Source organism: Nostoc sp. (assembly GCF_036917315.1).
Lineage (GTDB): Bacteria > Cyanobacteriota > Cyanobacteriia > Cyanobacteriales > Nostocaceae > Nostoc.
The window spans coordinates 137,751-163,329 of the sequence record NZ_JBALDR010000047.1; the positions used below are offsets into that span (position 1 = coordinate 137,751).

22 protein-coding genes, 1 tRNA gene and 1 pseudogene are annotated in these 25,579 nt (G+C 41.7%); 7 read left to right on the plus strand and 17 right to left on the minus strand.

Annotated elements, in window-relative coordinates:
- Positions 1 to 41: 41 nt before the first annotated feature.
- The 8 genes from V7K84_RS21125 to V7K84_RS21160 all read right to left on the minus strand — a co-directional run bounded on the left by V7K84_RS21125 (position 42) and on the right by V7K84_RS21160 (position 6,520).
- Positions 42 to 809: an MBL fold metallo-hydrolase gene (locus tag V7K84_RS21125; RefSeq protein WP_334840895.1), complete on the minus strand. Its 768-nt coding sequence runs from the start codon at positions 807 to 809 to the stop codon at positions 42 to 44.
- 3 nt (positions 810 to 812) lie between these two features.
- On the minus strand, positions 813 to 1,412 hold the full coding sequence (locus V7K84_RS21130) for an anthranilate synthase component II (RefSeq protein ID WP_334840897.1): 600 nt from the start codon (positions 1,410 to 1,412) through the stop codon (positions 813 to 815).
- Between the two features lie 388 nt (positions 1,413 to 1,800).
- Complete coding sequence (locus V7K84_RS21135; RefSeq protein WP_334840898.1) at positions 1,801 to 2,256, minus strand: diacylglycerol kinase; 456 nt, start codon at positions 2,254 to 2,256, stop codon at positions 1,801 to 1,803.
- Between the two features lie 153 nt (positions 2,257 to 2,409).
- Positions 2,410 to 2,937 (minus strand): rRNA maturation RNase YbeY, encoded by a 528-nt coding sequence (gene ybeY / locus V7K84_RS21140; protein ID WP_334840953.1) that lies wholly within the window; start codon positions 2,935 to 2,937, stop codon positions 2,410 to 2,412.
- Between the two features lie 39 nt (positions 2,938 to 2,976).
- Complete coding sequence (locus V7K84_RS21145) at positions 2,977 to 3,132, minus strand: DUF3285 domain-containing protein (RefSeq protein ID WP_094350437.1); 156 nt, start codon at positions 3,130 to 3,132, stop codon at positions 2,977 to 2,979.
- A gap of 130 nt (positions 3,133 to 3,262) precedes the next feature.
- A protein-coding gene (gene prfB, locus V7K84_RS21150; protein ID WP_334840900.1) for a peptide chain release factor 2 occupies positions 3,263 to 4,385 on the minus strand; the annotation gives its coding sequence in 2 pieces (ribosomal slippage) (positions 3,263 to 4,312 and positions 4,314 to 4,385; 1,122 coding nt in all).
- Positions 4,386 to 4,503: 118 nt separating this feature from the next.
- A protein-coding gene (locus V7K84_RS21155; protein ID WP_334840954.1) for a PCRF domain-containing protein occupies positions 4,504 to 5,650 on the minus strand; the annotation gives its coding sequence in 2 pieces (ribosomal slippage) (positions 4,504 to 5,577 and positions 5,579 to 5,650; 1,146 coding nt in all).
- A 141-nt stretch (positions 5,651 to 5,791) separates the two neighbouring features.
- The gene (locus V7K84_RS21160; protein WP_334840901.1) at positions 5,792 to 6,520 is read right to left on the minus strand and encodes a Bax inhibitor-1/YccA family protein; all 729 of its coding nucleotides are present in this window, start codon (positions 6,518 to 6,520) and stop codon (positions 5,792 to 5,794) included.
- A 109-nt stretch (positions 6,521 to 6,629) separates the two neighbouring features.
- Here V7K84_RS21160 and V7K84_RS21165 point away from each other — a divergent pair.
- Positions 6,630 to 7,592 (plus strand): annotated as a pseudogene (locus V7K84_RS21165) (IS630 family transposase); the annotation flags it as partial.
- On the opposite strand, the gene V7K84_RS21170 reads toward V7K84_RS21165, so the two are convergent.
- Both V7K84_RS21170 and V7K84_RS21175 read right to left on the minus strand, forming a co-directional pair.
- Positions 7,579 to 9,570, minus strand: a complete 1,992-nt coding sequence (locus V7K84_RS21170; RefSeq protein WP_334840902.1) for a pPIWI_RE module domain-containing protein — start codon at positions 9,568 to 9,570, stop codon at positions 7,579 to 7,581. The pseudogene V7K84_RS21165 and the gene V7K84_RS21170 sit on opposite strands and share 14 nt — an antisense overlap.
- On the minus strand, positions 9,563 to 10,591 hold the full coding sequence (locus V7K84_RS21175; protein WP_334840903.1) for a hypothetical protein: 1,029 nt from the start codon (positions 10,589 to 10,591) through the stop codon (positions 9,563 to 9,565). The genes V7K84_RS21170 and V7K84_RS21175 overlap by 8 nt, the downstream gene beginning before the upstream one ends.
- Before the next feature lie 186 nt (positions 10,592 to 10,777).
- Here V7K84_RS21175 and V7K84_RS21180 point away from each other — a divergent pair, with 186 nt between their 5' ends.
- Positions 10,778 to 12,166: a HEPN domain-containing protein gene (locus V7K84_RS21180; RefSeq protein WP_334840905.1), complete on the plus strand. Its 1,389-nt coding sequence runs from the start codon at positions 10,778 to 10,780 to the stop codon at positions 12,164 to 12,166.
- Here the strand turns inward: V7K84_RS21180 and V7K84_RS21185 are convergent.
- Together V7K84_RS21185 and V7K84_RS21190 are read right to left on the minus strand one after the other, a co-directional pair.
- A complete protein-coding gene (locus tag V7K84_RS21185; RefSeq protein ID WP_334840907.1) occupies positions 12,141 to 12,473 on the minus strand; it encodes a hypothetical protein in 333 nt (110 codons plus the stop codon). The genes V7K84_RS21180 and V7K84_RS21185 overlap by 26 nt on opposite strands.
- Positions 12,473 to 13,780, minus strand: coding sequence for a restriction endonuclease-related protein (locus V7K84_RS21190; RefSeq protein WP_334840909.1), 1,308 nt, complete (start codon positions 13,778 to 13,780; stop codon positions 12,473 to 12,475). The genes V7K84_RS21185 and V7K84_RS21190 overlap by 1 nt, the downstream gene beginning before the upstream one ends.
- 608 nt (positions 13,781 to 14,388) lie before the next feature.
- On the opposite strand from V7K84_RS21190, the gene V7K84_RS21195 reads away from it, so the two are divergent.
- Positions 14,389 to 15,174: an RNA polymerase sigma factor SigF gene (locus V7K84_RS21195; protein WP_229498888.1), complete on the plus strand. Its 786-nt coding sequence runs from the start codon at positions 14,389 to 14,391 to the stop codon at positions 15,172 to 15,174.
- 58 nt (positions 15,175 to 15,232) lie between these two features.
- On the opposite strand, the gene bchD is transcribed toward V7K84_RS21195, so the two are convergent.
- Positions 15,233 to 17,269, minus strand: coding sequence for a magnesium chelatase ATPase subunit D (gene bchD / locus V7K84_RS21200; RefSeq protein ID WP_334840911.1), 2,037 nt, complete (start codon positions 17,267 to 17,269; stop codon positions 15,233 to 15,235).
- A gap of 91 nt (positions 17,270 to 17,360) precedes the next feature.
- On the opposite strand from bchD, the gene V7K84_RS21205 reads away from it, so the two are divergent.
- The 4 genes from V7K84_RS21205 (at position 17,361) to rnc (ending at position 20,692) form a co-directional block, all read left to right on the plus strand.
- Positions 17,361 to 17,948: a Uma2 family endonuclease gene (locus V7K84_RS21205; RefSeq protein WP_334840913.1), complete on the plus strand. Its 588-nt coding sequence runs from the start codon at positions 17,361 to 17,363 to the stop codon at positions 17,946 to 17,948.
- Between the two features lie 43 nt (positions 17,949 to 17,991).
- Positions 17,992 to 18,600, plus strand: a complete 609-nt coding sequence (locus V7K84_RS21210; RefSeq protein ID WP_334840916.1) for a hypothetical protein — start codon at positions 17,992 to 17,994, stop codon at positions 18,598 to 18,600.
- 415 nt (positions 18,601 to 19,015) lie between these two features.
- Positions 19,016 to 19,867 carry an NYN domain-containing protein gene (locus tag V7K84_RS21215; protein ID WP_334840917.1) on the plus strand — a complete coding sequence of 284 codons (852 nt, stop codon included), beginning with the start codon at positions 19,016 to 19,018 and terminating at the stop codon, positions 19,865 to 19,867.
- Positions 19,868 to 20,005: 138 nt separating this feature from the next.
- A complete protein-coding gene (gene rnc, locus V7K84_RS21220; protein WP_334840919.1) occupies positions 20,006 to 20,692 on the plus strand; it encodes a ribonuclease III in 687 nt (228 codons plus the stop codon).
- Between the two features lie 151 nt (positions 20,693 to 20,843).
- On the opposite strand, the gene ftsH2 is transcribed toward rnc, so the two are convergent.
- The 4 genes from ftsH2 to V7K84_RS21240 all read right to left on the minus strand — a co-directional run bounded on the left by ftsH2 (position 20,844) and on the right by V7K84_RS21240 (position 25,554).
- Positions 20,844 to 22,730, minus strand: coding sequence for an ATP-dependent zinc metalloprotease FtsH2 (ftsH2, locus tag V7K84_RS21225; protein WP_334840921.1), 1,887 nt, complete (start codon positions 22,728 to 22,730; stop codon positions 20,844 to 20,846).
- A 453-nt stretch (positions 22,731 to 23,183) separates the two neighbouring features.
- Positions 23,184 to 23,678, minus strand: coding sequence for a hypothetical protein (locus V7K84_RS21230; protein WP_099100181.1), 495 nt, complete (start codon positions 23,676 to 23,678; stop codon positions 23,184 to 23,186).
- A gap of 223 nt (positions 23,679 to 23,901) precedes the next feature.
- On the minus strand, positions 23,902 to 25,347 hold the full coding sequence (gene gltX, locus V7K84_RS21235; RefSeq protein WP_334840923.1) for a glutamate--tRNA ligase: 1,446 nt from the start codon (positions 25,345 to 25,347) through the stop codon (positions 23,902 to 23,904).
- 133 nt (positions 25,348 to 25,480) lie between these two features.
- Positions 25,481 to 25,554, minus strand: a tRNA-Asp gene (locus V7K84_RS21240).
- Positions 25,555 to 25,579 lie beyond the last annotated feature (25 nt).

Here is a 25,579-nt window from a genome sequence, read left to right on the forward strand (position 1 = left end):
ATTCTCCCCCTGCTTCCTCGCCAATCACCAGTCCCCTTGATTCAAAATTTGTAACTCAAAACTTGAATCTCCCCATTCTCCGGCAAATCTTTAGGGCTAATAGAAATACTATCTGCACTGCTACGCCGCACTTTCATACCTTGCATCAGGGTCAGAAAATTATCCAATGGCGAAAGGTCGCACTTAGCAGCATCAGCTGCTTGTGTACGGTAATGAGTCGGAATCACTAACTTAGGATTTAAAACTTGAACAGCCTGCTTTGCTTCCTCAGCATTGTAGGCTTTTGTACTGCCTCCCACTGGAATAAATGCCACATCGGGACGCCCCATCAGGATTTTTTGCTCAATAGAAATGGGTGCAGCAGCCCCACCTAAGTGGAGGATATTAATTCCGCCTTGCTTCCAACTCCAAGCGGTATTTGAGCCAAACTGCTTACCACCTTTGCGATCGTGGTCTATGGCAACTCCTTGGAATTTAATGCCTTTAAACTCATAAACTCCTGGTTCGTAGATCAGTTTTGCATTTCCCGGTAGTACATCCACAGCACCTTCATCAAGCAGTTGGCTGCTAATCAGTACCAAATCTGCTGCAACTTTTGGGGGACGATACCCAGCAGTACAGCCAACCGTCCGAAATGGATTGACGAGAACTTTCGCACCACCACCAGTAAAAAGAAAACAAGTATGACCCAACCACTTAACTGATAAACCGCTAGATTGTGCGTCAGCTTGAGATTCAGAACCCAAGGTAGTAACCAAAGCTGTTACCAACCCCGCCCCAGCATAGCCCATCAACTGTCGTCGTTTCATTAATTATGCTCTTGACTGTAACTGTTCCAGAAAATTTCGCAATAACTGTTTTCCTGAAGCTGTCAGGACACTCTCTGGGTGAAATTGGACGCCCTGAATGTGAGGATAGTTCCGGTGTCGCACTCCCATAATGGTGTTATCTTCAACCCAAGCGGTGATTTCTAACACATCTGGGCAAGTCTCACGTTCGATTACCAAACTATGATACCTGGTGGCAGTTAGAGGATTTTCTAATCCCCGGAAAACCCCCACTCCAGTGTGAGACACCTGAGAGGTTTTGCCATGCATCAACTCTGGAGCAGGAATTATTTTACCACCGAACACTTGACCAATGCTTTGATGTCCCAAGCAGACACCCAAAATTGGTAACTTTTGTCCTAGCTGTTCAATCAATTCTAAAGAAATTCCGGCATCTTCCGGGCGACCAGGTCCAGGAGAAATAACTACAGCTTCCGGCTTTAATGCCCGAATTTCATCTATGGATATCTTGTCGTTACGAAAAACTTTAATATCATCTGCCACTGGGAACTCTGATGCCAATTCTCCCAGATACTGCACTAAGTTATATGTAAAACTATCGTAATTGTCTATAACTATAATCAAAGCTTATTACTCCTGGTTTCTACCACTTATCAGTTGCAAAAAGCATAGATAAGTATCTCATGCTATTTGTTCGTTAGATGTAAAAATAATGCTGGCGTAGACGTGTAAGTATGAAGCGGCTACTCTGTGGCCACTTTCTAAAGATTACCAAGTAATCCTTTAGCCAGGATGCTTGGCGTGTTGGCGTAGCCCTTCTCCTGTCGGAGACGCTGCGCGTAGCTTGCTTCCATAAAGTGGTACGGCTGCGTTCAGGAACCACCCGTCGTAGACATCACACGATTTAATTAAATTTTGAATATATTCTGCAAAGGGATTCGGACAGAGTGTGATTCTCTTAGTGAGTCACTTGGCGATACCTGCGGTTTTTGCTAGCCTACGCAAATCACATCTACAAAGCCGATATAATTAACGTTACCAGACGAGGAAGCAATAGCGTACCTGCTACTAGCATCGCTACGAAAGCAGAGACAAGCACTGCACCAGCGGCACAATCTTTAGCAATTTTTGCCAAATCATGGTATGTCTGCTTAACGGTTAAGTCCACAACGGATTCGATCGCTGTATTTAGTAACTCTAATGCTAAAACTAAACCACTAGTTATACCAATTACTGCTATTTCCACCGCTTGCAGATGCAAGAAAACGCTTAAAGCGATCGCTAAAGCACAAACACTTACATGGATGCGAAAATTACGTTGAGTTTGAAAACTATAGCTGATTCCAGCCCAGGCATATTTAAAACTAACAAATAAATTAGAGGCTACTTTCCAGGAGAATTCCCGTTCGTTAGACACCAGTGTTTGTAACGAGGTAGGTGTTGGTGATGGAGAAATTTTTTGGGACATAGACTTAAAAACACAAGAACAGAGTTGCTACAGTGGGAATATTCGCCGATCTTAATGGCAGAATTAACTTTGAGGCAATCTTTAGGCAATTTTCCACAGAAGTATTATAAAAGTATTACCCAAAATTGACATTAAGGCATACATAAGCTACTGCTATTCCATGTCAATAGCAATACCGATTGTATTCAGCAATATCACTTGCTGTTTTAACATTCGCTCCAAAGTTTTTTCATCAGGATGATCCCAGCCCAACAGATGCAATAAACCGTGAGCAGCTAACCAGACTAGCTCAGTTGGTAAGCTATGTTCCTGTTGTTGAGCTTGGCGTTGTGCCGTATCTACAGACACAATAATATCACCTAAGTATAATGGGACAGAGGCAAGCATTTCTTTGCTTTGAGGAAAATCCACCTCCAAAGCTGCAAAGGCTAAAACATCTGTCGGCTTATTTTGCTGACGATATTGAGCATTCAGTTCTTGAATTTGTAAGTCATCTGTCAAACGCAGTCCGATTTCATAACTTGGCGCTGGTGGAATCTGAGGCTGAAGTATTTCCAACCACTGATTAAACCAGTTTTCCCAAGTTTCAGGGGTAATTCGGTCATCAGTCTCGGCAATTTTTACAGATGTTGTCGGGGACAACTCATAAAAATACTCCTCCACATATAGTTCAACTCTCAGGGGCACACAGTCTCCTTGTCTGAGGTTTACGATTTGTCGTTAATGAGTGAGGTAAGCAAGACCAACAAGCAGAGCTAAAAGCCCTACAGCGGTCAATCCAAAATGTTTTAGAGAGGTTCCACCCTTCCGCACCATGTTTCGCATGGCAAGTTTGACGTAGCTAGGTTGAGGTTCTGTTGAAGGTGAGTTGCTCATAGTTATTTGTCTACAGACTCTTTTATAACTGTAACAGTTGGTCTGGGATAGAATTGCGATCGCCCATATATTGCTAAGGCGTTTCTCAGTGAAACGCCTTAGTAATCGGGGTGTTATGTAATAAGTGCCTTTATGCCGGAGTGTTTTCTACCAGTTTATTTTCTTGGCGCAGATAAGCTTGGATGAATGTATCAATTTCGCCATTCATCACATCGCCAATCCCTGTTGTTTCCGTGCTTGTACGCAAATCTTTTACCATTTGGTAAGGGTGAAACACATAGTTACGGATTTGGTTGCCCCAAGAGGCTTCCACCATATCGCCACGAATTTCGGCAATTTCTTGGGCACGTTGCTCTTTAGCTATAACCAATAGCTTTGCTTTGAGGCGATTTAGGGCTTTTTCTTTATTTTGCAGCTGCGATCGCTCTTCTGTACAGCGCACGGCAAGACCAGTAGGAAGGTGAACAATCCGCACCGCAGTTTCTACTTTGTTGACATTCTGCCCACCTTTACCACCAGAACGAGTTGTGGTAATTTCCAAATCTTTATCTGGAATATCCAATTGCACAGAGTTGTCAATCTGTGGCATCACTTCCACCCCTGCAAAACTGGTTTGTCGCTTGCCGTTGGCATTAAAAGGTGAAATCCGCACTAAGCGATGTGTACCCATTTCTGAACGCAAGTAACCATAAGCATAGCGACCAGTAATTTCTAGGGTTGCCGATTTAATTCCGGCTTCATCACCCTCCGACTCTTCAGCCAAAGTTACCTTATAGCCGTGAGCTTCGCCCCAACGGGTGTACATCCGCATCAGCATAAATGCCCAGTCTTGAGCATCTGTACCACCAGCACCAGCACTAATCGTCAGTACAGCACCTTCCGCATCATAGGGGCCGGAAAGTAACTGTTGTAACTCCCACTGATCCAGGTCACGATTCAGTTTAGTGATGGTAGATTCTGCTTCTTGGAGTAGTGCTTCATCGGTTTCTAACTCCAACAACTCAACAACTGCCTTAGTATCTTCCAGATTGGCGTGCCAGCGATCGTATTGCTGGAGGTGGGCTTTCAGGTCGTTGAGTTCTTGTAGCGTTTGTTGGGCTTGGGTTTGCTCATTCCAAAATTCTGGTTGAGCTGATATTTTTTCGAGGTCTTGAATTTTGGCTGTCAGCGCAGGTACGTCAAAGATAGTCCTGGGTTTTACCCAGGCGGCCAGACAACGTTTCGATTTCGCGTTTGAGTTCTAGGACATCCATAATGCTTGTTTAATGAGAGATAGAGAGCTTTGGATTGGGAAATTGCTCTTTTTATGTTTCTTGATTTTAGCTGTAGTTGGGCAAATTTTTTCTGCACAACTTGTATAGGTTACAAAAGTTACTTGAAATTATCAAGCACTTTCTTATCCCCTGAAGTAGTGAGATATAGCTGTTGCAGATAGGCTTTGATAAACAAATCAATTTTACCGTCTAATACCTCTGTCCCAGCAGGTGTTTCTACATTGGTACGTAAATCTTTCACCTTGGTGTAAGGATGCAAGATATATTCACGGATGAGCTTGTTGGATAGAGGTTTTACCTGTCGGTGTTGAATTTTGTCAATCTGGACACCTTGGGCTAGTGCGTAGGCGTAGCCAGCCGTAGGCATCGCAAACAGTTTACTCTTGAGAATAGCTAAGGCTTTCTCTTTGTTTTGCAGCTGGCTGCGTTCTTGGTTACAAAATACACTAATCCCCGTAGGAATGTGAACCACCTTTACCCATGTTTCTGTTCGGTTAACATTCCCGCGATGGCGATAAAAAGTAATTTCCAAATCTTTCTCTGGAATCTCCCACTCAACAGACTCACCCAATATTGGGATAACTTCTACACTAGCAAAACTCGTGTGCAAGCTGTTATTAACATCAAAGGGCGATATTTGCTGTAGTTGATGTGTGCCTGTTTCTGATTTTAGGTAGCCGTATGCATAACGACCGATAATTTCCAAGGAGGCAGATTTAATTCCAGCTAAATCTCCGCAAGATTCTTCCACTAAAAGGATTTTGTAACTGTTGCTTTTTCCCCATTTAGAGTACATTCGTAACAGCATATATGCCCAATATTGAGCATCTGCACCACCAACCCCAGCAGTAATAGTGAGAAATGCACCTTTTTTCTTGTGGGGGTTGGACAGTAATTGTTGTGTTTCTATTGTTTCAAGTTCTTGCTGGAGTTGGGTAAGGTTGGTTTGTGCCTCTTGCAGCAATTCTTCATCAGCAGATAATTCTAGTAATTCTAGTGCAGCCTTGATATCTTCTAGAATGAAGCGCGATCGCTGATATTGTTTCTTTTGAGCGTTGAGTGAATCAATTTCTTGAAGTGTCTGACGGGAAGTGACGGAATTATGCCAGAAAGTAGGTTGACAAACTAATTGATTCAAGTCCTCAATTCTTGCACTCAGTTCTCGAACGTCAAAGACAGCCTTCAGCCTTAGCCAAGATATTTGATAACCTTTCTACTTCGCGTTTGATGTTCAAGAGTTCCAGCATGGTTTTACTCACTGGGGTTGATAACTTACTACATATTGTATTACTAAAATTGCTCTAGTTTCTCATCCCACAAAAAACCGTGGCTGCTAATGCTTGACCACGGTTGATAATTTGTTAAGTTTTTCTACTTACAGGTACTTAATCGCGGCCATTGATGGCAATTAGCAACCGCAAGATAAAGACAAACAAATTTATGTAAGTGAGATACATCGACAAAGCCACAGGCAGATACTGGTCATCGCTGTAAGCACGCGGCAAGATGTAGAAGTCGACAACAGATGCCCCAACAAAAAGGAACACTCCTAAACCGGAAATAGCGATTTCAAACCAATTTGGCGTGTAAACACCAAACATGGCAAACCCAAATTGGGCAAAGCACACAGCCACCAAAGCGATAACACCAAGATTGATGGTTTTTGTCAAAGCCATGCCGTCTTGTTCAGATAGATTTGAACCTATTTGACGGGCGGCAATAAATGTGATGCCACAACTGAGTGCAGCCAAACCAATGCCTTGGATGCCAACACCTTTTTGTCCCAAAGCGACAAACACTAGGCCACTGAGGGTATATCCAGATAAGAGGCTGTAGGTTGCCAACAAGGGCAATGCAAGCCCTTTATTACCTTTTTCGGCAACATTTTGGGCAACAAAGAACAGAATTAACTCCACAATCACCGCACCTATGAAGGTGGGAAAGAACAGTTGGGGGTTAGCACGGATAACTCCCAGACCGCCGTATGTCCCTAGTGCCGTTAGCACAAGACCGCCACCGACGTAAGGCAGGGCGTTAGCAATTACATTTGGGCCAATAAGGGCTTGAGTTTTAGCTTCACGGAAAGCTTCACGAAAGTTACTGGTATTGCTCATATCTCGATAGTAGCTTTATTCAGGGAAACGTCCTATTTATTCCCATTTTTACCAAGCTTAACGTTTAACAGCTAGTGATTTAATGTAGCTGCAAAATCTAAAAGGCGGTTTTGTTGCTAAAAGTCTTGTAGCATACTGGTGTGTTCACGGAGATCCAGATAATTTAGAGAGCCTAAAAGATGGCAGAAATCAAGGTAATTATCGAAAAGCAACTGAGGAATATATCAATTTATTGATGTGTTTAATTGAAAAAGAACCAAGCGAATTAGGTTATGAATTTGGACGGTGGACAACAGCAAGATTATCCACCTATTTGGAAGAACAAACAGGTATTAAGTTAAGTGGAGAACAAATTCGGAGGATTCTTAATCAAAAAAAGTACGCCTACCTTTGGGCAAAATCCAGTCTAGAAGACAAACAAAACCCTCAGAATAGAGAAGCATTTAAAGAAAAGCTACAAGGATATTTAGAAGCTTCATTTGTTTACCCAGATAAGATTCAGGTCTGGTTTTGGGACGAAAGCGGATTTAGTTTAAGAGTGATTCGTAGAAAAAATTGGGGCAAAAAAGGTCATCCAACAAAAGTAACAGGAAAACGGAGTCGTGGACGAGTAAATATTATGGAAGGATTGAGGTTTCACGACAAAAAAAGAATGTGCTATTTTATAGAAAAAGGAACAGGTGAAAGCTTTTATGAAGAATTAAAACAATTAAATAATTTTGTTAAAAATGAATGGGTTATCTTAGGTAACAGTGAGTCTGATTTTCCTAAATTGGGACCAAAGATATTGATAGTGCTAGACAATGCTAGCTACCATAAAAAGAAAACAACGTTAGCAGAGATTGAAAAGCACCTGCCAAATATACAACTATATTTTCTTCCTGTATATAGCCCTGATTTTAATTTAGTAGAACTAGTATGGCATTCAGCCAAAGAATATATATCTCATCGATTATTTAAATCGGTAGATGAGCTAAAGCATTTATTAGATCGGTTGTTAAATCAGGGAGAACTCATAATTCAGTGGGGACGAAAAATTAAAAACAAGGGTAATGCTGCTATTGCAAACTAAATGTGGAACAGCTTAACTCTACTTTTGCTGTGATTGGATTAACTCTAATCATCAAAACAACAGTTTTAGGAATATTTTCTGAATTTGTTTTGCGGGTGCGGCGTAGGACATAAAAGCACGTTAACCAGACATCAGGATCAATGCCGTCTTTTTTAAAATTAATTAAAGGAGTATCAGGCAAAATTCCGAATTGTCTCAGTAAATCAGATACTGCTCGTTTCACTGGTTCTAAACCGGATTTTTTCGGTTTTTCTTCACCAGCTTTGGTAGTATAAGTTACTCGATGGATATGTTGATTGAGATAGCCTGCTTTTATTGCTCCAATTCGCCATGCAAGCTTGGGATCAGCCTCGGATATAGGAGGTTTCGATCTGATTTCGATTAAGGCCCCGCTTAGTTCTTTGGTTTGGGGTATAAATGCAGCAATATTGTTAATGCGTTCTGCTAATAAATCAGGGCGTTGCTGTTGATAAGTTTTCCTCACTTCAGAGAAACTTTTCATTTCCAGGTTTTGTGTCAGGTCACCAACGTGTTGAGTGTTGATGCACAGGGAACCGTATAATCCTTCATAAATATTTTCTACGTTTGTAGGCGATAAATACAGTAATTGGCAAATTTCAGTAATTAGTGCATTGCGACATTGTGGAGTTTCCCACAAAATAAGTATGGTGCGAAGAGGATTTTCAGCTTTACGAAATACTGCTGGTGCTGCTAGTTTTGGTCGCAGCATTGGAGTGTGTGAATGATTTGGATCGTCAGAGTTCTTTGCTTTTTTAGGCTTCTTAGATTGGTTTTCTTCATTAGCAAGCAGAGGAACAATTTTCTGTTTGGGTTTCTCTGAAGGCCAGAAAATAAAAATGTTACCTGTCACCCTCTCAGCCTCACCCACTCTCTGAACAGGGAGACGCGCTTCAATAGCTCGATCTAAACTAGCCAAATCTTGTGGACTGACACCACTAAAGCAGGGTGGTTCCCCTAATTTAGAAGTGTAGGCGATCGCAGCTTGGATACCACTAGGAATTGTGTTGACGCCTGACCAATTATGATTTGGGTTAGAAACGAAATTATTTGCGTCAGGAAGTTGAGAGTCATTGAGAGAAAAAAGATTGCTGATGGCTTGGGGCCATTTCATTTCCTTTCCATAACGTTTCATCATCAGTGGAATAAAGCAAAAGGGTTGGCGTTGGCCATCTAACCACCGACGGTTATCACCAATATGAGCTTTCACTCCTGGATAAGGTCTATATTTCAAAGGTTTGGTCAGCCAACGTCGAATTGATAAATGATTATAAACAATAGGTTTTTCGCGCCAGGGAACTGTTTGCAAAACAAACTCAATGACAAATGAGATATATGCTGTTTCTGTTGTTTCCTTTCCTGTAGTAACCGTAACTTGACTGGGAGGCCATGACATCAACTCAGCACCTTGGAGGCTGACTACTCGGTAAAATGTCAGTCGATACTGCTCATCAACACCAAAGGAAACTGTTGGGTTTTTGAGAAACTCTTCGGCAAGGTAATCTGGAATTGCTTGGTAAAGGTTGCCTGTTTCGACTTTGTTTTGAGGATGGAGTAATTCATAGGTTTGTGAATTTTCCCATTGCCAATCATCATTATTTAGATTTGCAAGTTGTGACTCAACATCCTCTAAGGTACTAAATTCTTCTATCAACCAATCTTTGATCGAGTTACCCAAGTCAGAAATGTCTGTGGTTTCTGTTGCTAATAACCAAGGCATATTGTCTTTTTGCCAGCCATTACGCACAGTCTTGATAATTTGGGGAAAACTACCAGATACCAAAGGGTCGAGGGAATAAACTGGTACAGCCCGATAACTTTTACCTTGGAGTCTGGCACGCTGTTGAGCAAGGTTGTTGGCGACTTGTCGCCATGTAGTAGGGACATAGATTGCAGAGAGTTTGTATGTTGGATTCGTTGCAGTAAGTTCCCAAGCACCAGGAAGAATAATTTTAGTCATAGTTTAAGTTTCTTTCTCTCATTTGTTTCAACGCATTCAAAAAAGCTCCATAGAGCGATCGCGCCAGCACATCCTCACCTTCTACATAGGGTTCCAGCACCTTGATGATGGCAACCAAAAGTGAAGTACTTTCGCTGTCTTGTTCGCCAATGGCTGAATTTGGGGCGAATTTCACATCTATAAAATGGACTACTGCTGGTACACCACCACGCACTAAACGCCCGATGATTTGCCAGATACTCACTAACTGAGTCCAGCAAAGTACCGATCGCTCTTTTTGTGTTAGTTGCTTAAAAGCCCATGCTGTATAGTTCAGATTGACCATTTCGGCCACAGCATTCTGGTAGAAGATATCTGCAACCTGAGTCAGGGTTAGGTTCATCGATATTAATTGAGCTTCTTCGTAAAGAGTGGAGTCTTTTTCGTGCTTTAGTGCCCAAGCGTTAAGTTGCTGAACAGTAGATTGCCAGTTATCAGGTACTGGCATAGGTCTGTTGAGGAATAACACTGCACCAAATGCTGCTTTGCCTTGAGTATTCAAGATGTTGTGACCCCGCTCTAAAGCCATCAAAGGAGCAACTACAATTTGGGTGGGTAAATGTTGTAAATTTCTGATTTCGCTTCGCAGAATCCCATGAAGATGAGTGGGAGCATTGTCACGGCGGAGGGTGGCAATACCGTCATCGTTGATGTTTATGTCGAAGCGGTAGCGCGATTGTAAAATAGACGCTACCCATTCCGATTCATCGTAACTACCCACGACAATCAAGATGCGATCGCGATCGCTCCACCATTCAGGTTGCTGTTGTTTTCGCTGTTCTAAATCCTGAAATACCCCATCTAGAAAACTCTCTCCACCTCTTACCGAGTAGCACATAGCCTCCACCATTTCTTTAGCAGCAAGTTTGCGTCTTGCAGGTGGCAATCCTGATAAAGCAATATAGTCTGCTTGCGGATTCTGTTTGGAACTAAAGAAAAATTGACTTTCAGCTATACCTGCCTCGCCAGTTCTAGATTGCAACAATACAGTGGGTTTTATATTAATGTGATAGGCTGGCGAACCTGGAGCGTAGCTAGTACCTGATATCAGAACAGTATGTGATCCCTCCCAATCGTCAACTGCAAACAGTTTTGGGTAGTTTTACTCTGTACAATTTATATCAATAAAAATAGATTGGAAAGGTAGTTATTGTTTTAGTGCTTTCAGATGGAAGAATTTGAATTTTTGGGGTCTTGGTGGCTCCCTTCTAATCCTCAGCAAGAAGTTACAGGGACTGTAAAGTTCTCCTCTGAAAATGGAATCTCGCTTGAAATTGTTGGTAGCTTGAATGAGCAAGATTTTTTAGATATTGACTCCGAAAGTCAAGAAATAATTATCGGAGTAACTCACGGTCAATTATTTACTTTGCTTAATTGTCGTCGAAATACAAGCAAACGTTCTGTTCCAGGCATTCTAACTCAAAGGTTTAACGTACATTATGCCCTTGTAGGCTACCATTTTAATAATTCAGAACAAATTAAATTTGATAAATTCCAAGTAGGTTTTACTGACCTAAAATATTTGTCTCCTTTGTTGTGCAATCTTAATTTAAATAGTAATTCTAATAGCAATGGCGATTATCAAGAATATCAATTGTTTTGTCATGTATCAAAAGATTTAAAAGCTAATATCACCAAAGCAAATATATCAATAAATCAATTTATAGAACAACAAATAACTAACCAAGAAGTTACTGTAACTAAATCTGCATTAATTACTGTAGATATCAAAGAAAAAAAATCAATAGATGAAATATATAGCCAGTTCATAGATCCATTAACAAACTTTATAACATTGGCTGCTAATCGATCAAATTATATAACACAACTGTTTTTTATTCTAGATATTGATGATTCGTCCCAAAGAATAAAGGCTATATTTAGAAATTCAAACTATATAAATAAAACAGATATTTTACGCACACCTGAAGCTCTGCTAACTTTAGATGATATTAAAGAGCATTTCAGTCTGGTTATGCAAAGATGGTTTAATCTTTTCGACGAAGCACAAGACATCATTAACTTGTACTTTAGTACTATTTATAATCCTAATTTATACCAAGAAAATAAGTTTTTATCCTTAGTTCAAACATTAGAATCATATCATAGAAGAAAAGTGGATAGGAATAACTCTTTTACAGAAGAACATAGTACCCGTTTAGACAATATACTTGCGGTTACACCTATAGAACATAGAGATTGGGTAAAAGAAAAATTAAAATTTAGTCATGAACCATCACTTTTAGAAAGATTAAGAGAAGTGTTTGAGTTAACAAGTAAAACTATTGAGCCTATTGTCATTGATTCTAAAAGTTTTACTAAAAAAGTTAAAAATATTCGGAATCATTTAACTCATTATAATGACCCTTCTCAACAAGAATTGTATGATGGTGAGACACTTTTTAGGATTAATCAAATACTTGATTTTATGATAAAAGTCTGTTTATTACAGGAATTAGGATGTTCATCTGAGCGTTGTGAAGAATTAATATGTCGCAATCCAGAATATAAATTTTTAAAAAACTTAATGTCTAAGAATCATAAAATATTTCTATAACAGTAAAGCTGATTTTCGGAAACTTTTGTATAACTTGCCAGTTGCGATCGCTTTGTAGTTGTTCAACTGGAAAACGATATCCTTTGAGCAAAGCTTCCACAGAAGTTGCAGGTTCTTCAGGCGCTACTTCCTTAAGTAGGGTTAATCCCAATTCCACATCAGCAATGAGTTGGGCAAGACGCTTAAGTTCTCGCTGTTGTACCTTAGTATCTGCATTAACTAAACTAGATACTATATACTGTTGTAATTCATCCGAGTTGCGGAGTTTTTTACACAGATCCTTGCGCCAGCTAATGGTGTCACGCATTATTTTTTCTTCCCTAAAATTGCTTGAGCCTCGGTAATGATTTCGCTAAATAAGCGCAAGCGCACCCCTTCAAGTTCAGGTTCTAGTTGTTCGCGCACTACCTTTATCCGCAAATAGTCTTCGCGTTCATCTGGAAAAACTACAAAGGTTTCCGTTGCATCACGCCGATACTGCACCTTTCGCAAACGTTCTTCATCCACGGATGCCCAATCTTTAAAATCAATTGCCCAGCGAACTTTGCGCGGGAACTCTACAAGCAAGTCAAATTCATCGACAAAAGGCCAGAGAATAACGCGCAAACCTAATTTTGTAAGTTCTTCTTGAAGTTGAATTTCCCAAATCCCTGGAAGCGTACCGTACAAATGCACGCCAGGGGTAACAGCTTTCCAGTCTGCTGCTTTTTCTTTAGAAATAGGTGGCAATGGTTGAAAGTTGCTGGTTGCACAAAGTCTTTCACACCAAGGGTTACGGCAGGTATATGTACCATCAGGGCGTTGGCGTTGTACATACTTGCAGCGCGGACACAGATGATAGACGCTGCCCTCTGCCAACTTATCCATATCGACATAGATTTCTAACCGTGACAATAACTCGCGCAGTGGTTTGAGTTCGGGTAAACGTAGCTGTTGCCGATATTCTGAGTAATGAAGAGTAGGTTTAGTAATAATCAATTGTCGAAAAGTGCGATAAGCATCTTCTAGCTGATTTCCCCGACAGTATTCCAGTACATCTTTCAGTACTGATTCTTGTACCTGCGCCACCACATCATTACCCGAAACTTGCCATTCTGTAGCAAAATCGGAAACTACTCCGTCTTCTATAACGCTGACATCTGGCGAAAGATATTTAATCTCTTGGGCTGGTTTCCAGGAAGTAATTGATGTTTCCGCCCAATCAAAAAATTGTGGTAAGTTCTCTGGGGCTTGTTCTCCCCGTAGCAAGGAAGTTAAGTACATACGGGACATTCCAATGCGAAGGGCTTCTGGTACTTGACTTCGCTTTTCTAGCTCAAGGTTTTCCCACTGCACCACGCCAGTAGCTAAATACCGCAGAGTGTCAGTTACAGATAGCTGTAAGGAAGGTTTTTCCAGTTCAGATGTGAGGAGGCGAAGACTGCGGGCGCTGTGGTCATCCCATTCCACGTCTATACCGCGCATAGTTTGCAACCACTTCTGAACTGTTGCTTTCTGACGTGGTTGCATTCCTAGTTCTTGACACAACTCTTCTAGAGTTGGCCCTTGTTTATGGATGCTGAACCATTGCTGAAGTGTATCCAGAATTTTTTGTCGGTGTTTGGTGATTTTCATTGTTCACCCTCCTGTTTAGCAGAAGTGTGACACCCACCAAACTGGCATGTCAATCACCTGTTTCCATGTTTCCACTAAGTTTCCAAAGTTTCCATATTACCAATATTGAATAGAAATGTACCTCGAAACCCAACTAAGTACAAATTCCCATAAAAATGAGTCGGAATTCGGTTTTTTGTAGCTTAGGTTTTGTTCGTCCACCCAACTTTTAATTTGGATTTTCGACCTTTATTAATGACGATGCGTACTAAAAGATAAAATTGCCCAGTCTCTTTTGCAATTAATTCAGTAACGATTCACGTTGCTCTCAGTATGACAGATGGCTATTAAGTCAGTCATGCACTGTTCAGCATAAATAGCTAGTTTTTGTTGCAAAAGCTAAAGATTATTTACCATTCAAGAGTTATATAAAAAGCAAAAATCACCTGTAACAGAGGGGTTCGCAAAATCATGCGTACAAATACTGAATTGTGGAGTTCGACCCCTAACAAGTTCAGTGAAACGACGATGGCTTATTCTTCCCTGACTCAGCAAAATAATAACAGCTTAGAAGAAAATATACGCAACTCCATTTTCTCAGGAATAGGAGTTACAACAAGGGAATGTATATGGCAACAAGTGAGTCCTCTTTACGAACTGATGGTATAGAATTATTGCACTTGTACCACCAGAATCCTTCTATTAAACTTCGTAATAAACTTGTACAGTTACATACTGGCTTAGTACGGAAGATGGCTCATAAATTCAGCCATCAATGTAATGAACCTTATGAAGATTTAGAACAAATTGGGTATTTTGGTTTGATTAGGGCAATTGAGCGTTTCGACCCTAGCCAAGGATATGCTTTTAGTTCCTTTGCAGTGCCATATATTCGCGGTGAGATGCTGCACTTTTTGCGCGATCGCAGTACTCTATTAAAAATTCCTCGTCGTTGGCAAGAATTATATAATGAAGGACAAAAGATTCGCAAGGACTTGTCAATCTCTTTAGGTCGCCCGCCCAAGGATGCTGAAATTGCTAGCCAACTTCGGGTATCGGTGCAAGAGTGGCAAGAAACCAAGTTAGCTGCTCAAAACCGTATGCCTTTGAGTTTAGATGCAACCGCAGTTAACTATGTTGATTGCCAAATAACCTTGGGTGAGGCACTTCCTTGTCCTCGTTCTCATGTTCTTTTACAACAAGAAGAAGAACGCCAACAACTCCAAGGCGCGATAAATATGTTGGAAGAAAAGCCCCGCATGGCAGTTGAAATGGTATTTTTGAAAGAACTTTCTCGCAAAGATGCTGCTAAAAACATCGGTACTAGTCCAATGACAGTAACGCGGTATCTGCAAAAGGGAATCCAAGATTTGATTTGCTATTTGCAACCACAAGTAATGCCTACTGGCTCGTAGTCATTAGTCAATGGTCAGTGGTTAGTAGAAAAGCAACTGACAAATGACAAATGACTAGTTATCGAGATTTTAAATCAGCGATTGCACCTTTGGTCATAGCAGCAATAGCTTGATCTGTCGCTTTTGGCAAATGATAATATTTACCGCCTGCTGTTTGCGATAATTCTTTAGCAAAGCCAGTAGACACAAATTTACTTTCCGTATCAATTACTAATAGTTGCATCCCCAGAGCACGGATTCTGGCAGCAATTTCTAATAATTCTCCTTTAATATCTGGCTTTTCTCCTAGTTCTAGCTGTTCACCCAAAGAACGCGCTAAGGGAATATTACCCCGTCCATCAGTGATTGCTACAAGGACAACTTGCCCAATATCTCCACTCATCTGAGCATTTAAACCAACGCGCACAGCTTGAGTTAAACCATGCGCTAAGGGCGAACCTCCACCACAGGGCAACCTTTCCAAGCGGTTACGCGCCAAAGCAATAGAACGTGTTGGAGGCAATAACACCTCTGCCTGTTCTCCCCGGAAGGGAATTAATGCTATTTGGTCGCGGTTTTGATAAGCTTCTGTCAACAGTTGCATCACCGCACCTTTAGCCGACTGCATTCGATTCAGAGCCATTGAACCAGAAGCATCTACCACAAACACTACCAATGCCCCCGCTTTGCGTACCAGGCGTTTCGAGCGAATATCAGGCTGTTCGACAATAACTTTTCTATCTGGTTGTCTTTCTCTGCGTGCTTTTTGATAAGGAGCCGCAGCTCTTAAGGTGGCATCTACTGCAATGCGTCGTGCTTTCCCCTTGGGCAACATTGGCTTAATGTAGCGTCCCCTGTCATCGGAAAAGATGACACTACGACTACCAGATTTACCTTGCCGCTTCGCCATTTGAGTAAAGTAAAGCACGTTGTCATCAAGAATTACCCCTTCTGGATCAAAAATGAATTCTTCCGGGATGCTGGGGGGTTCTTGCTCTTGATTTTCTTCCTGTTCTTCTTGTTCCTCCTGTTCTTCGTCTTCCGATTCGTCCTGGGGTTCTTCTTGATTCTGTTGCGGTGGGGGTGGAGGCGGTGGTGGCGCTTGATCTGGTGGTGGTGTCTGCACAACTGTGGCGCGTGGTACAATCACCAATTCCACCGCACGGCGCAAATCTTCGGCATTAACTGTTGTTCGTCCCTCCAAAGCCGCCGCCGCTTTGGCAACCCGTGTAGCGAATAACTCAGCGCGATGTCCCTGAACTCCGCCGCGAATTGCCTCATCTACTAAATAGGCAATTTGTTCGTGGGTGATGATTACTTCTTTCAACCATTCCCGCGCTAAGATGATTTGGGTTTTGAGTGAGTCTAAATCTTCGTTGTACTGTTGGAGAAAATCTTGGGGAGATTTAGAATAGGCGATCGCAACTTCAACTGCTTCTACTCTTTGATCTAAGCCGAGTACACCATCAGCAGAGAGTGCGATCGCAATTCTATCTAGCAAATGCTCCCGTAATCCGCCTTCTTCGGGATTGTAGGTGGCAATAAATAGGGATTTGCACGGATGCTGAAAACTAATCCCTTCCCGTTCTATCTGGTTGCGTCCATCAGATAATACTGTTAGAAGCTGATTTGATATTTGGTCATCTAATAAATTAATTTCATCTACGTACAGTACACCCCGGTTTGCTGTAGCGAGTAAACCGGGCTGGAAAATGGTATCGCCTTGTTTTACCGACTTTTCTACATCTACTGAACCTAATAGTCGGTCTTCTGTGATACCTAGAGGAATTTGTAAAAAAGGCGCAGGGATAATTTCGACGGGCACATCTTGAATATCTTTGTCTGCGTACTCCGCCAATAATTGATCGTCCCATTCTTCGGGGTGGTTAGGGTCACAATTACTGATTGAGCCTTTGACAACTTCAATCGGCGGTAGGAGAGCGTGGATAGCACGAGCCATTACAGATTTTGCCGTACCACGACGACCTGCGATCGCTACTCCTCCCAAACCAGGATCAACGGCTGCTAACAGCAAGGCTAATTTAATTGCTTCTTGACCGACTACGGCAGTTAAAGGAAAGGCAGTGATTGTGGGATTGATAGTAGGCGCAGGCATTGTTTGCTTTCATAGCGAGTCTCGGCCTTTAGCATACCAATTTCTGGCACATTTAGAATAAGTATTATGCCAATGATAGAAAGGTAACGTTATGAGTATTGCTCAGGCTAAACGCTTCACACTGGATGAATACCACAGACTTGGAGAATTGGGCTTTTTCCATGAAGATGACCACATTGAATTAATCAACGGGGAAATTATTGAAATGGCATCCAAAGGTACAGCCCATGAAACTTGTTTGCGAAACTTGTTGCGCGAACTTCCAAAAATTGTAGGTGATAGGGCAACCTTGCAATCTCAAGCCCCGATTGCTTTGCCACCTAACAGCGAACCTGAACCAGATTTTGCTATTCTTCAAAATCGAGATGATAATTATCTATCTGGTCATCCTCAACCTGCTGATGTGTTATTAGTGATGGAGGTTTCAGATTCTTCTCTGGCTTATGACCAAGATGTGAAAATACCTCTCTATGCTAAAGCAGGTATTGCTGATTATTGGATATTCAATTTATTCGATAATTATTTGGAAGCTTACAGTGAACTATATCAGGATAATCAAGGCAGACATGGTTATTCAAATAAGCGAATTTTCTTGTCAAATGAGGTAATAACTTTTCCCTGCTTCCCTGATTTATCTCTTGATTTAGCTAGGGTGTTTCCGCCAAAGCTGAATTTTTAAACTTTGTTATAGGATTTAGTCATAATACAAAGGAGTAAGTTTTATGGCTTATAGTGATTTTAAACTTATTGAAGTTATTGATTCTTTTGGGTTAGTTATCCACGAATCATCTGGACTATTCGCAAATGTGCAAGAGCAAGAATGTAGTGATTTATTATCTACTATCTTGAGAGAAAACGTTGATTTAGCAGTAGCGATAAGTTCAGAGAAAGCTCGAAGTGAAATGATAATAAGTCCAATTTTATTAGAAATTAGACGCAAATTTAATTATGAAATCAGCTTTTTTTCGGGAGTGGATTTTACTGTTGATAGCCAGCGAGGATTAAACGGCTTTTGTGATTTTATTTTGAGTCTTTCTTCGGAGCAGTTGCTTGTACGTAGTCCGGTAATTGTCTTAGTAGAAAGTAAAAATGAGAATTTGAGGTCTGGTTTAGCACAATGTATTGCCGAAATGGTAGCTGCCCAGTTATTTAACGAAAGAGGTGGAAATCAAATAAAAGCTATATATGGTGCTGTTACTATCGGTACTATCTGGCAATTCCTCAAGCTTGAAGGCAATGTAGTTTCGATTGATTTGAGTGAATATTATATTAAGGATATTAAGAGAATTTTGGGTATTTTGTATGGTGCGATCGCGCAAAGTAAGCAGTAAAATAGGTTACATTTATTTACAACTGATATACTTGACAATATAGCTGATATTATGCAATTCTGTAATTAAGACAGTAAACAACTTGCATGATAAAGCACAACTCTAAAGTGTAAGCACTGGCGGCTGTCTCAGCAGCATAATTGCTGTGTTGCTCGCAACATTTTGCACGATCCGTTAAGCTAAAGATTCAGCCTGATGCCAGGTTCAATAGTTGACTACAATGTCAAAGAGAAACTAACCCATCTAAATGAATGTTTAGCATAGCGGATCGTGCGGAATGTTGCGGGCAACACAGTAATTATGCTGCTGAGACTGAAACTAGTTAAACTTGCGAGTAGAGAAGAGAGCTTAGTGATAGGGAGGTACTTTTTGAGTATCAATTACCTTTATAAAGCTACCCTGCTAAATGTGTAATTTGTTGAATCTGTCCAGTTCACCAAAGAATACTGGATATATTACAATGACACACGCTGATAAGTCTTCCAAAAAACAAACTAACCAGCAGAAAAATTCTGTCGGTATTTTTGCCGATATTCAGAACGTCTCTTCAATTAAAGGAAAGGGTGATTTGTTGCTGGAATTTGCCCAATCTAAGGGGCGTATAGACTGCAAAAATGTTTACTATAATTCACACTACATAGACCAAGTTTGTACCAAAAACGAGCTAGAAATTCTTGGTATGAAGGGTGTTGATGTTCCCGATCATTCAAAGAATAGTGCAGATTATAGATTGATGGCTGACTGTATTAAACTGTTCGCCCCAAAACCTTTACCTAGTCCTAATACAATTATTCTGGTACTAGGAGACTGGGACTATGCTGGCTTAATTTGCATGTTAAAGGCATTAGGTAAAAAAGTGATAATCTTTGCTCAAAGAGGTAGTGAAAATCCAAAATTGATTAAACTAGTTGGTAATGAAAACTTCTATTTTGTAGATCAATTACCTCAGTTAGTTGACAATAGCAATAAGACTCAACCTAAAAACACGGCTATTGTGTCTCAGATTAATTGCAAAGAGGCTATAGAGTATCTAATTGAAGCTATCAAAACTGCCTCAAGCCAAGGTAAGCCTACCGTATTTGGTCGCATTGATAAATTGATGCGTCAACGTTGTACTAACTATCAAGGATACTTATCTATTTCTACAGATGATGGCAATAAATTTAAGAGTTTTAGCCAGTTTATTGATGTTGCTGTAAAGGATGGCAAAGTCCGAAAGCAAAATCAGGAGTTATTTTTAGCTGAATTAGATATACTGGCTGCCTAAAATACCTTTATAAAACCCAGTTTCTATTCAACTGGGTTTTACCAAGACACCGCGATTTGCGGTTTTTTTATGTCTGAAAAAAGCAATATTTGTAAAGTTTCCCAACCGTAAATTGTCGCAACAAAACACAAGATAAAAATGCACAAACTTCTAATATTCCATAATGAAAAACTTCTACGGCGTGCGCTTACCCACCGTTCTTACGTCCATGAAAACCCCGGAGAAGGCGAACACAATGAACGCCTAGAGTTTCTCGGTGATGCTTTGCTGAATTTCTTAAGTGGCGAATATCTCTATGGTCGTCATGCAGAAATGGGAGAAGATGAACTAACCCGGCGGCGTTCGGCGCTGGTAGATGAAAAGCAATTGGCAAAGTTTGCTGAAGAGGTGGGTTTAGACTTTAGGATGCGGTTAGGAAAAGGTGCAATTCGAGATGGAGGCTACCAAAATCCTAATTTGCTCAGTAGTACCTTTGAAGCAGTTCTTGGTGCTTACTATTTGGATAATAATTCTAATATTGAAACAGTTCGCGCAATTATAGAACCGCTATTTGATTCTGTAGATCCTAAACATATAATTGTGTCTCGTTCTAATGTAGACTCAAAAAACCGCTTTCAAGAATGGGTGCAACGCAACATTACTCCAAATCCTCCAAAATACTTCACAGAACATATAGGAGGCCCTTCTCATGCGCCAGAATTCATAGCCAAAGTATTGGTAGATGAAAAAATTTACGGAGAAGGTAAGGGACGCAATAAAAAAGATGCAGAAAAAGCTGCTGCTGAAGATGCGCTAGCTAAGTTGAAAAAACAAGGTTTGTTATAGAGTTTATGCGTTCATAAATTTTGAGAATTTTAAAATTAGAAACTTCCTAACACTGAAAAAACGCAAAAAAATGAGGATGGTATACTCCACCCTCATTTTATTTTTTGTCACTTTACTCATTTCCAGATAGTAGCCAGAAAAGAGTCAACTATTACAGTTGCGGTACGTACTGTTGCTTATCAGGTACTTCAGCATACTCAGCCACAATCTGGCGGAATTCTTCGCCATCAATGGTTTCTTTCTCGATGAGCAAATCTACTAAGCGATCGGTGACAGTGCGATGGTCACGGATGATCTTCTTAGCATTGTCGTAGCACTGCTCAACAATTTCCCTGACTTGTCCATCAATGCGGGAAGCAATGGATTCAGAATACTCAGATCGGGTTGTCCAGTCACGACCCAAGAATACTTCTCCCTGCTGGCTTTCTAACGACAGTGGGCCTAAGTCGGACATCCCGAACCGAGTCACCATTTGCCGGGCCATTCCCGATAACTGCTGCAAGTCTCCACCCGCGCCAGTTGTGACTTCCGCAGCCCCAAAAATTACCTCTTCGGCGGCGCGACCACCCAAAGCACCAGTAATTCTAGCTTTCAGTTGAGAACGGGAAATTAATCCCTGTTCTTCATTGGGCGTAAACCAAGTTAAACCCTGTGCTTGTCCTCGTGGAATCAGGGTAACTTTCTGTACTGGGTCATGGTCTTTTAACAAAGTCCCCACTAAGGCGTGTCCGATTTCGTGGTAAGCAATCAAGCGCTTGCTCTTGCTATCTACCAAAGGAGTACCTTCCATCCCTGCAACTACCCGATCCACCGCATCATCAATTTCGCCGAGGGTGATGGCTTCTTTGCGTCTTCTAGCAGTCAAAATTGCTGCTTCGTTGAGTAAGTTGGCTAAGTCAGCACCAGTGAATCCAGGAGTGCGGCGAGCGATCGCATCTAAAGATACGCTAGGGTCTAGTTTCTTATTCCGCGCATGGACTTGCAAGATTTCCAAACGCCCTTTGATATCGGGTGCATCGACTGTTACTTGGCGGTCAAAGCGACCGGGACGCAACAAGGCTGAGTCTAGTACGTCGGGACGGTTGGTAGCAGCAATAATAATGATACCTGTGTTACCTTCAAACCCGTCCATTTCGGTGAGCAACTGGTTAAGGGTTTGCTCTCTCTCATCGTTACCGCCACCGATACCAGCACCCCGTTGCCGTCCTACGGCGTCAATTTCATCGATGAAGATGATACAGGGGGCGTTATCTTTAGCTTTCTTGAACAAATCGCGGACGCGGGATGCACCTACACCAACGAACATTTCCACAAATTCCGAACCGGAAATACTGAAGAAAGGTACGCCTGCTTCACCAGCGATCGCTTTTGCTAATAAAGTTTTACCAGTTCCAGGAGGCCCAACTAACAGCACTCCCTTGGGAATCCGTGCGCCCACAGCGGTAAATCTTTCTGGCTGCTTCAGGAAGGTGACGACTTCTTGCAGTTCTTCTTTAGCTTCTTCGATTCCGGCTACGTCGTCAAATTTGACGCCGGTTTTTGCCTCCATTTGGAAACGCGCTTTAGATTTGCCAAAGTTCATCGCTTGACCTGGGCCGCCGGGGAGATTGCTAGAACGCCGGAACAAAAAGAACAACCCAGTAATCAATAAAACTGGAAAGATGAGATTGCCCAACAATCCCCAAATTGCGCCATCATTGCGCATGGGGTGAGCATCAAAACTAATGGCTTTCTCTTTGAGCTTGCTAATTAACTCAGGAGCGTTAACAGGCAAATCCACACGCCACCTTTGGACACGATTTTCCAGGTCTGGATCGCGGGCTTCTATAATTGCTGTCCTACCGCCTTCGTAAAGATCCACACTGCTGACGCGATCGCTGTTCAAGTATTCTAGAAAGCGACCGTAAGTCATGCGAGTATTGGCTGCATTCTTACTCATGTCGGCAGGAGCGCCTGCAAACGCCCCTTGCCAGAAGAAAAAGCCAATTACCAAAGCTGGCAATGTCCAGAGTGCTACGACTTTCCAAGAGAATTTCATTTTAATTTGCCTCTAGATGCCTATACAACTCGTTAGCTCTAGTAACCGAATGTTCATCACTCTGTCACTTTAAGCTGTTAAACGGATGTTTATAAATCCATTTTGTTTAATTTGATCTCTTAGATGCACTGCAATAAGGCAATTAGAGCATTATGGCAATGCCAACAAGAATCTTAATCAAAGTTAACTTAATTTTAATACAATATCGCACGAGAAAAGGGAGCGCAACGGAATGCAAAGACAGAGAGAATTTCTCCACAATGCTCCTCGTATCGTCCAAGCCGCTCTCAATCATGATTCTGGGAGAGTGGGGAGTCAGGGAGATAAGGAAGAAGGGGAGAAGTTACAGTAAGTTTTTCCCCCCTGCCCCTCGGTCACTGAGCGTAGCCGTTCGCGCAGCGTCTCGTAAAGAAGTGCTGCCCCTCCGCACCTCTGCTTCTTATGCCCAATACCCTACTTTACTTCTGTAATTTTTAGAGTGTAAGGAAGATACTTGCCCTTTTCGTAGGAACCAACCCAAATTTGGTAACTTCCAGGTAGCCATTCACCAACAATGCCAGCATTTTTGCCATCAAAATCGTCATTGCACCAAGTACCACCGGGCCCTTTGATAATTATGGTGGTGTCTTCAGGACTTTGCACTTGCAGCTTTAGGTAGTCAAATTTACTTGTTAACGCTAATGTGTGGTCTGGTGTTTCATCCACAAATCCGGTACAAGGGCCAGTGGCTGTTTCGCTTCTCCCACCTACTTGACTCCCAGATATTGAACCACCACTCATCCCGCGAACTGTCAGGGGGTCTGGCGAAAACTGGGGGCTAAGGGTGACATCTCCAAATATCGTTGGCGCTTCCTGAGCATCAACCGCAGCATTAACTGTCGATGTGATGAAGAGCGTAACTATCATGAACGATAATCTCATCCCTCTATTGAGCGCTTTTGTCGGCATTGTAATTACGTTCGCTTCTAAGTGTTTTTGAAGACATGAATTTTACACACCAAGTTCCCAACATGAGGAGAATTGACTAACTATTTTAGATGTGAAATTGGGGATAATTCATTAGTAATTAGTCAATGATTTCTTGTTCCCATCGTTGCTTTACCTTATGGATAGGGGCACACGTTTGTGCGCCCCTAAAATCTAAAATATTTCTAAAATCTGAAAGTAATCGCTACTTAGCTTCCGTTATAGCCCGAATCAAGCGCGATTTATCTAAACCAATCTGATTTAGGAGTAACCAAGATTGGATTAAGTCGGGGCCATGAACATCTCCAGTTAAAGCTGCTCGGAGCGATCGCATCACTAAGCCTTTTTTGACTTTTTGTTCTTTCACCACTTGTTTTATAATGTCTTGGGCGGCGGCTTCTGACAGTTGCGGCTGATTTTCTAAAGCTGTGACAATCGCTTCAAGGACAGCAGTAGAACCTTCTTGCTTCAGTTGTGTACTGCCTTCTTCGCTAAATTCAACTGTGTCGCTAAAAAACAGTTGACTTTGAGCTACTCCATCTACCAGGCGAGTCAAACTCTGGCTAATTAAAGTTACAAGCTGTTCTAACCAGGGGCGTTCTCTTCCACCATCAAATTTATAGCCAGCAGTTTCCCAAAAGGGGATGAGTAAATCTGTGAGTTTATCTACTGGCGTTTTGTGAATATATTGACTGTTCAACCAATCCAGCTTGTCCCAGTCAAACTTTGCACCTGCTTTATTTACACGCTCAAAGCCAAATTCTTTAGCAGCTGATTCTAAAGTAAATATTTCTTGCGTCGAGTCTGGTGGCGACCAACCCAGCAATGTCATATAATTTACCAAACCTTCAGCAGTAAAGCCCATTTTTTGAAAGTCAGAAATGGAAGTGACGCCATCTCGCTTAGAAAGCTTGCGCCCTTCCATATTCAAAATTAATGGCGTATGGGAAAACTCTGGAATTTTTGCACCCATCGCTTCATACAGCAGAATTTGCTTGGCAGTGTTGGCGATGTGGTCTTCTCCGCGGATGACATGGGTGATTTCCATATCGATGTCATCCACGACAACGACAAAGTTGTATAAAGGTTGACCGCTACCCTCTTCTGAGGCGCGGGCGATGACCATATCACCACCTAAATCGCTACCTCGCCAAGACATCTTTCCCCTTACTAGATCGTTCCAGACAATTTCCCGCCCATCTTCGATTTTGAAGCGAATTACAAAAGAACGACCTTCTGCTTCAAAGGCGGCGCGTTGTTCTGGGGTGAGGTTGCGGTGACGGTTGTCATAGCGAGGTGCTTCGCCTCTAGCTTTTTGAGCTTCTCGGAGCGCCTCTAATTCTTCGGAAGTAGTGTAGCAGCGATAAGTTAATCCTTGAGCTAGCAGTTTTTCTACTGCTTCTTTATAAAGATCCAGGCGTTGGGATTGGAAAAATGGCCCTTCATCCCAGTTAAGTCCTAGCCAGCGCAGTCCTTCAAGAATATTGTCGGTGTATTCGGGACGCGATCGCTCTAAATCTGTATCTTCTATTCGCAATATAAATTTCCCGCCGTGGTGACGGGCAAATAACCAGTTGAATACAGCAGTTCTAGCTGTACCAATATGTAAATTTCCGGTTGGACTCGGCGCAATACGGACTCTAACAGTCACAGTTAATTCTCTCTTTCGCAAAGCATGATAAATGTAGCTTATATTTAAATCTTGAATCCTGAGTCAACCTCTTTGGGTAATTCAGAATCCAATATCACCTTAGTTAAGTGATTCGCTACTCATAAATTTAGAACGGGACTGACGGGGCTCGAACCCGCAACTTCCGCCGTGACAGGGCGGTGCTCTAACCAATTGAACTACAGTCCCTTGTTTGGCAACTTTGCTATTATCA

Coding starts and splice junctions, on each gene's coding strand:
- V7K84_RS21185 (WP_334840907.1), bottom strand. CDS start 12,473: ATGCGTGACACCATTAGCTGGCGCAAGGATCTGTGTAAAAAACTCCGC.
- V7K84_RS21170 (WP_334840902.1), bottom strand. CDS start 9,570: ATGACTAAAATTATTCTTCCTGGTGCTTGGGAACTTACTGCAACGAAT.
- V7K84_RS21210 (WP_334840916.1), top strand. CDS start 17,992: ATGGCTTATAGTGATTTTAAACTTATTGAAGTTATTGATTCTTTTGGG.
- V7K84_RS21195 (WP_229498888.1), top strand. CDS start 14,389: ATGGCAACAAGTGAGTCCTCTTTACGAACTGATGGTATAGAATTATTG.
- V7K84_RS21145 (WP_094350437.1), bottom strand. CDS start 3,132: ATGAGCAACTCACCTTCAACAGAACCTCAACCTAGCTACGTCAAACTT.
- rnc (WP_334840919.1), top strand. CDS start 20,006: ATGCACAAACTTCTAATATTCCATAATGAAAAACTTCTACGGCGTGCG.
- V7K84_RS21160 (WP_334840901.1), bottom strand. CDS start 6,520: ATGAGCAATACCAGTAACTTTCGTGAAGCTTTCCGTGAAGCTAAAACT.
- V7K84_RS21230 (WP_099100181.1), bottom strand. CDS start 23,678: ATGCCGACAAAAGCGCTCAATAGAGGGATGAGATTATCGTTCATGATA.
- V7K84_RS21125 (WP_334840895.1), bottom strand. CDS start 809: ATGAAACGACGACAGTTGATGGGCTATGCTGGGGCGGGGTTGGTAACA.
- bchD (WP_334840911.1), bottom strand. CDS start 17,269: ATGCCTGCGCCTACTATCAATCCCACAATCACTGCCTTTCCTTTAACT.
- V7K84_RS21205 (WP_334840913.1), top strand. CDS start 17,361: ATGAGTATTGCTCAGGCTAAACGCTTCACACTGGATGAATACCACAGA.
- V7K84_RS21135 (WP_334840898.1), bottom strand. CDS start 2,256: ATGTCCCAAAAAATTTCTCCATCACCAACACCTACCTCGTTACAAACA.
- V7K84_RS21180 (WP_334840905.1), top strand. CDS start 10,778: ATGGAAGAATTTGAATTTTTGGGGTCTTGGTGGCTCCCTTCTAATCCT.
- ftsH2 (WP_334840921.1), bottom strand. CDS start 22,730: ATGAAATTCTCTTGGAAAGTCGTAGCACTCTGGACATTGCCAGCTTTG.
- V7K84_RS21190 (WP_334840909.1), bottom strand. CDS start 13,780: ATGAAAATCACCAAACACCGACAAAAAATTCTGGATACACTTCAGCAA.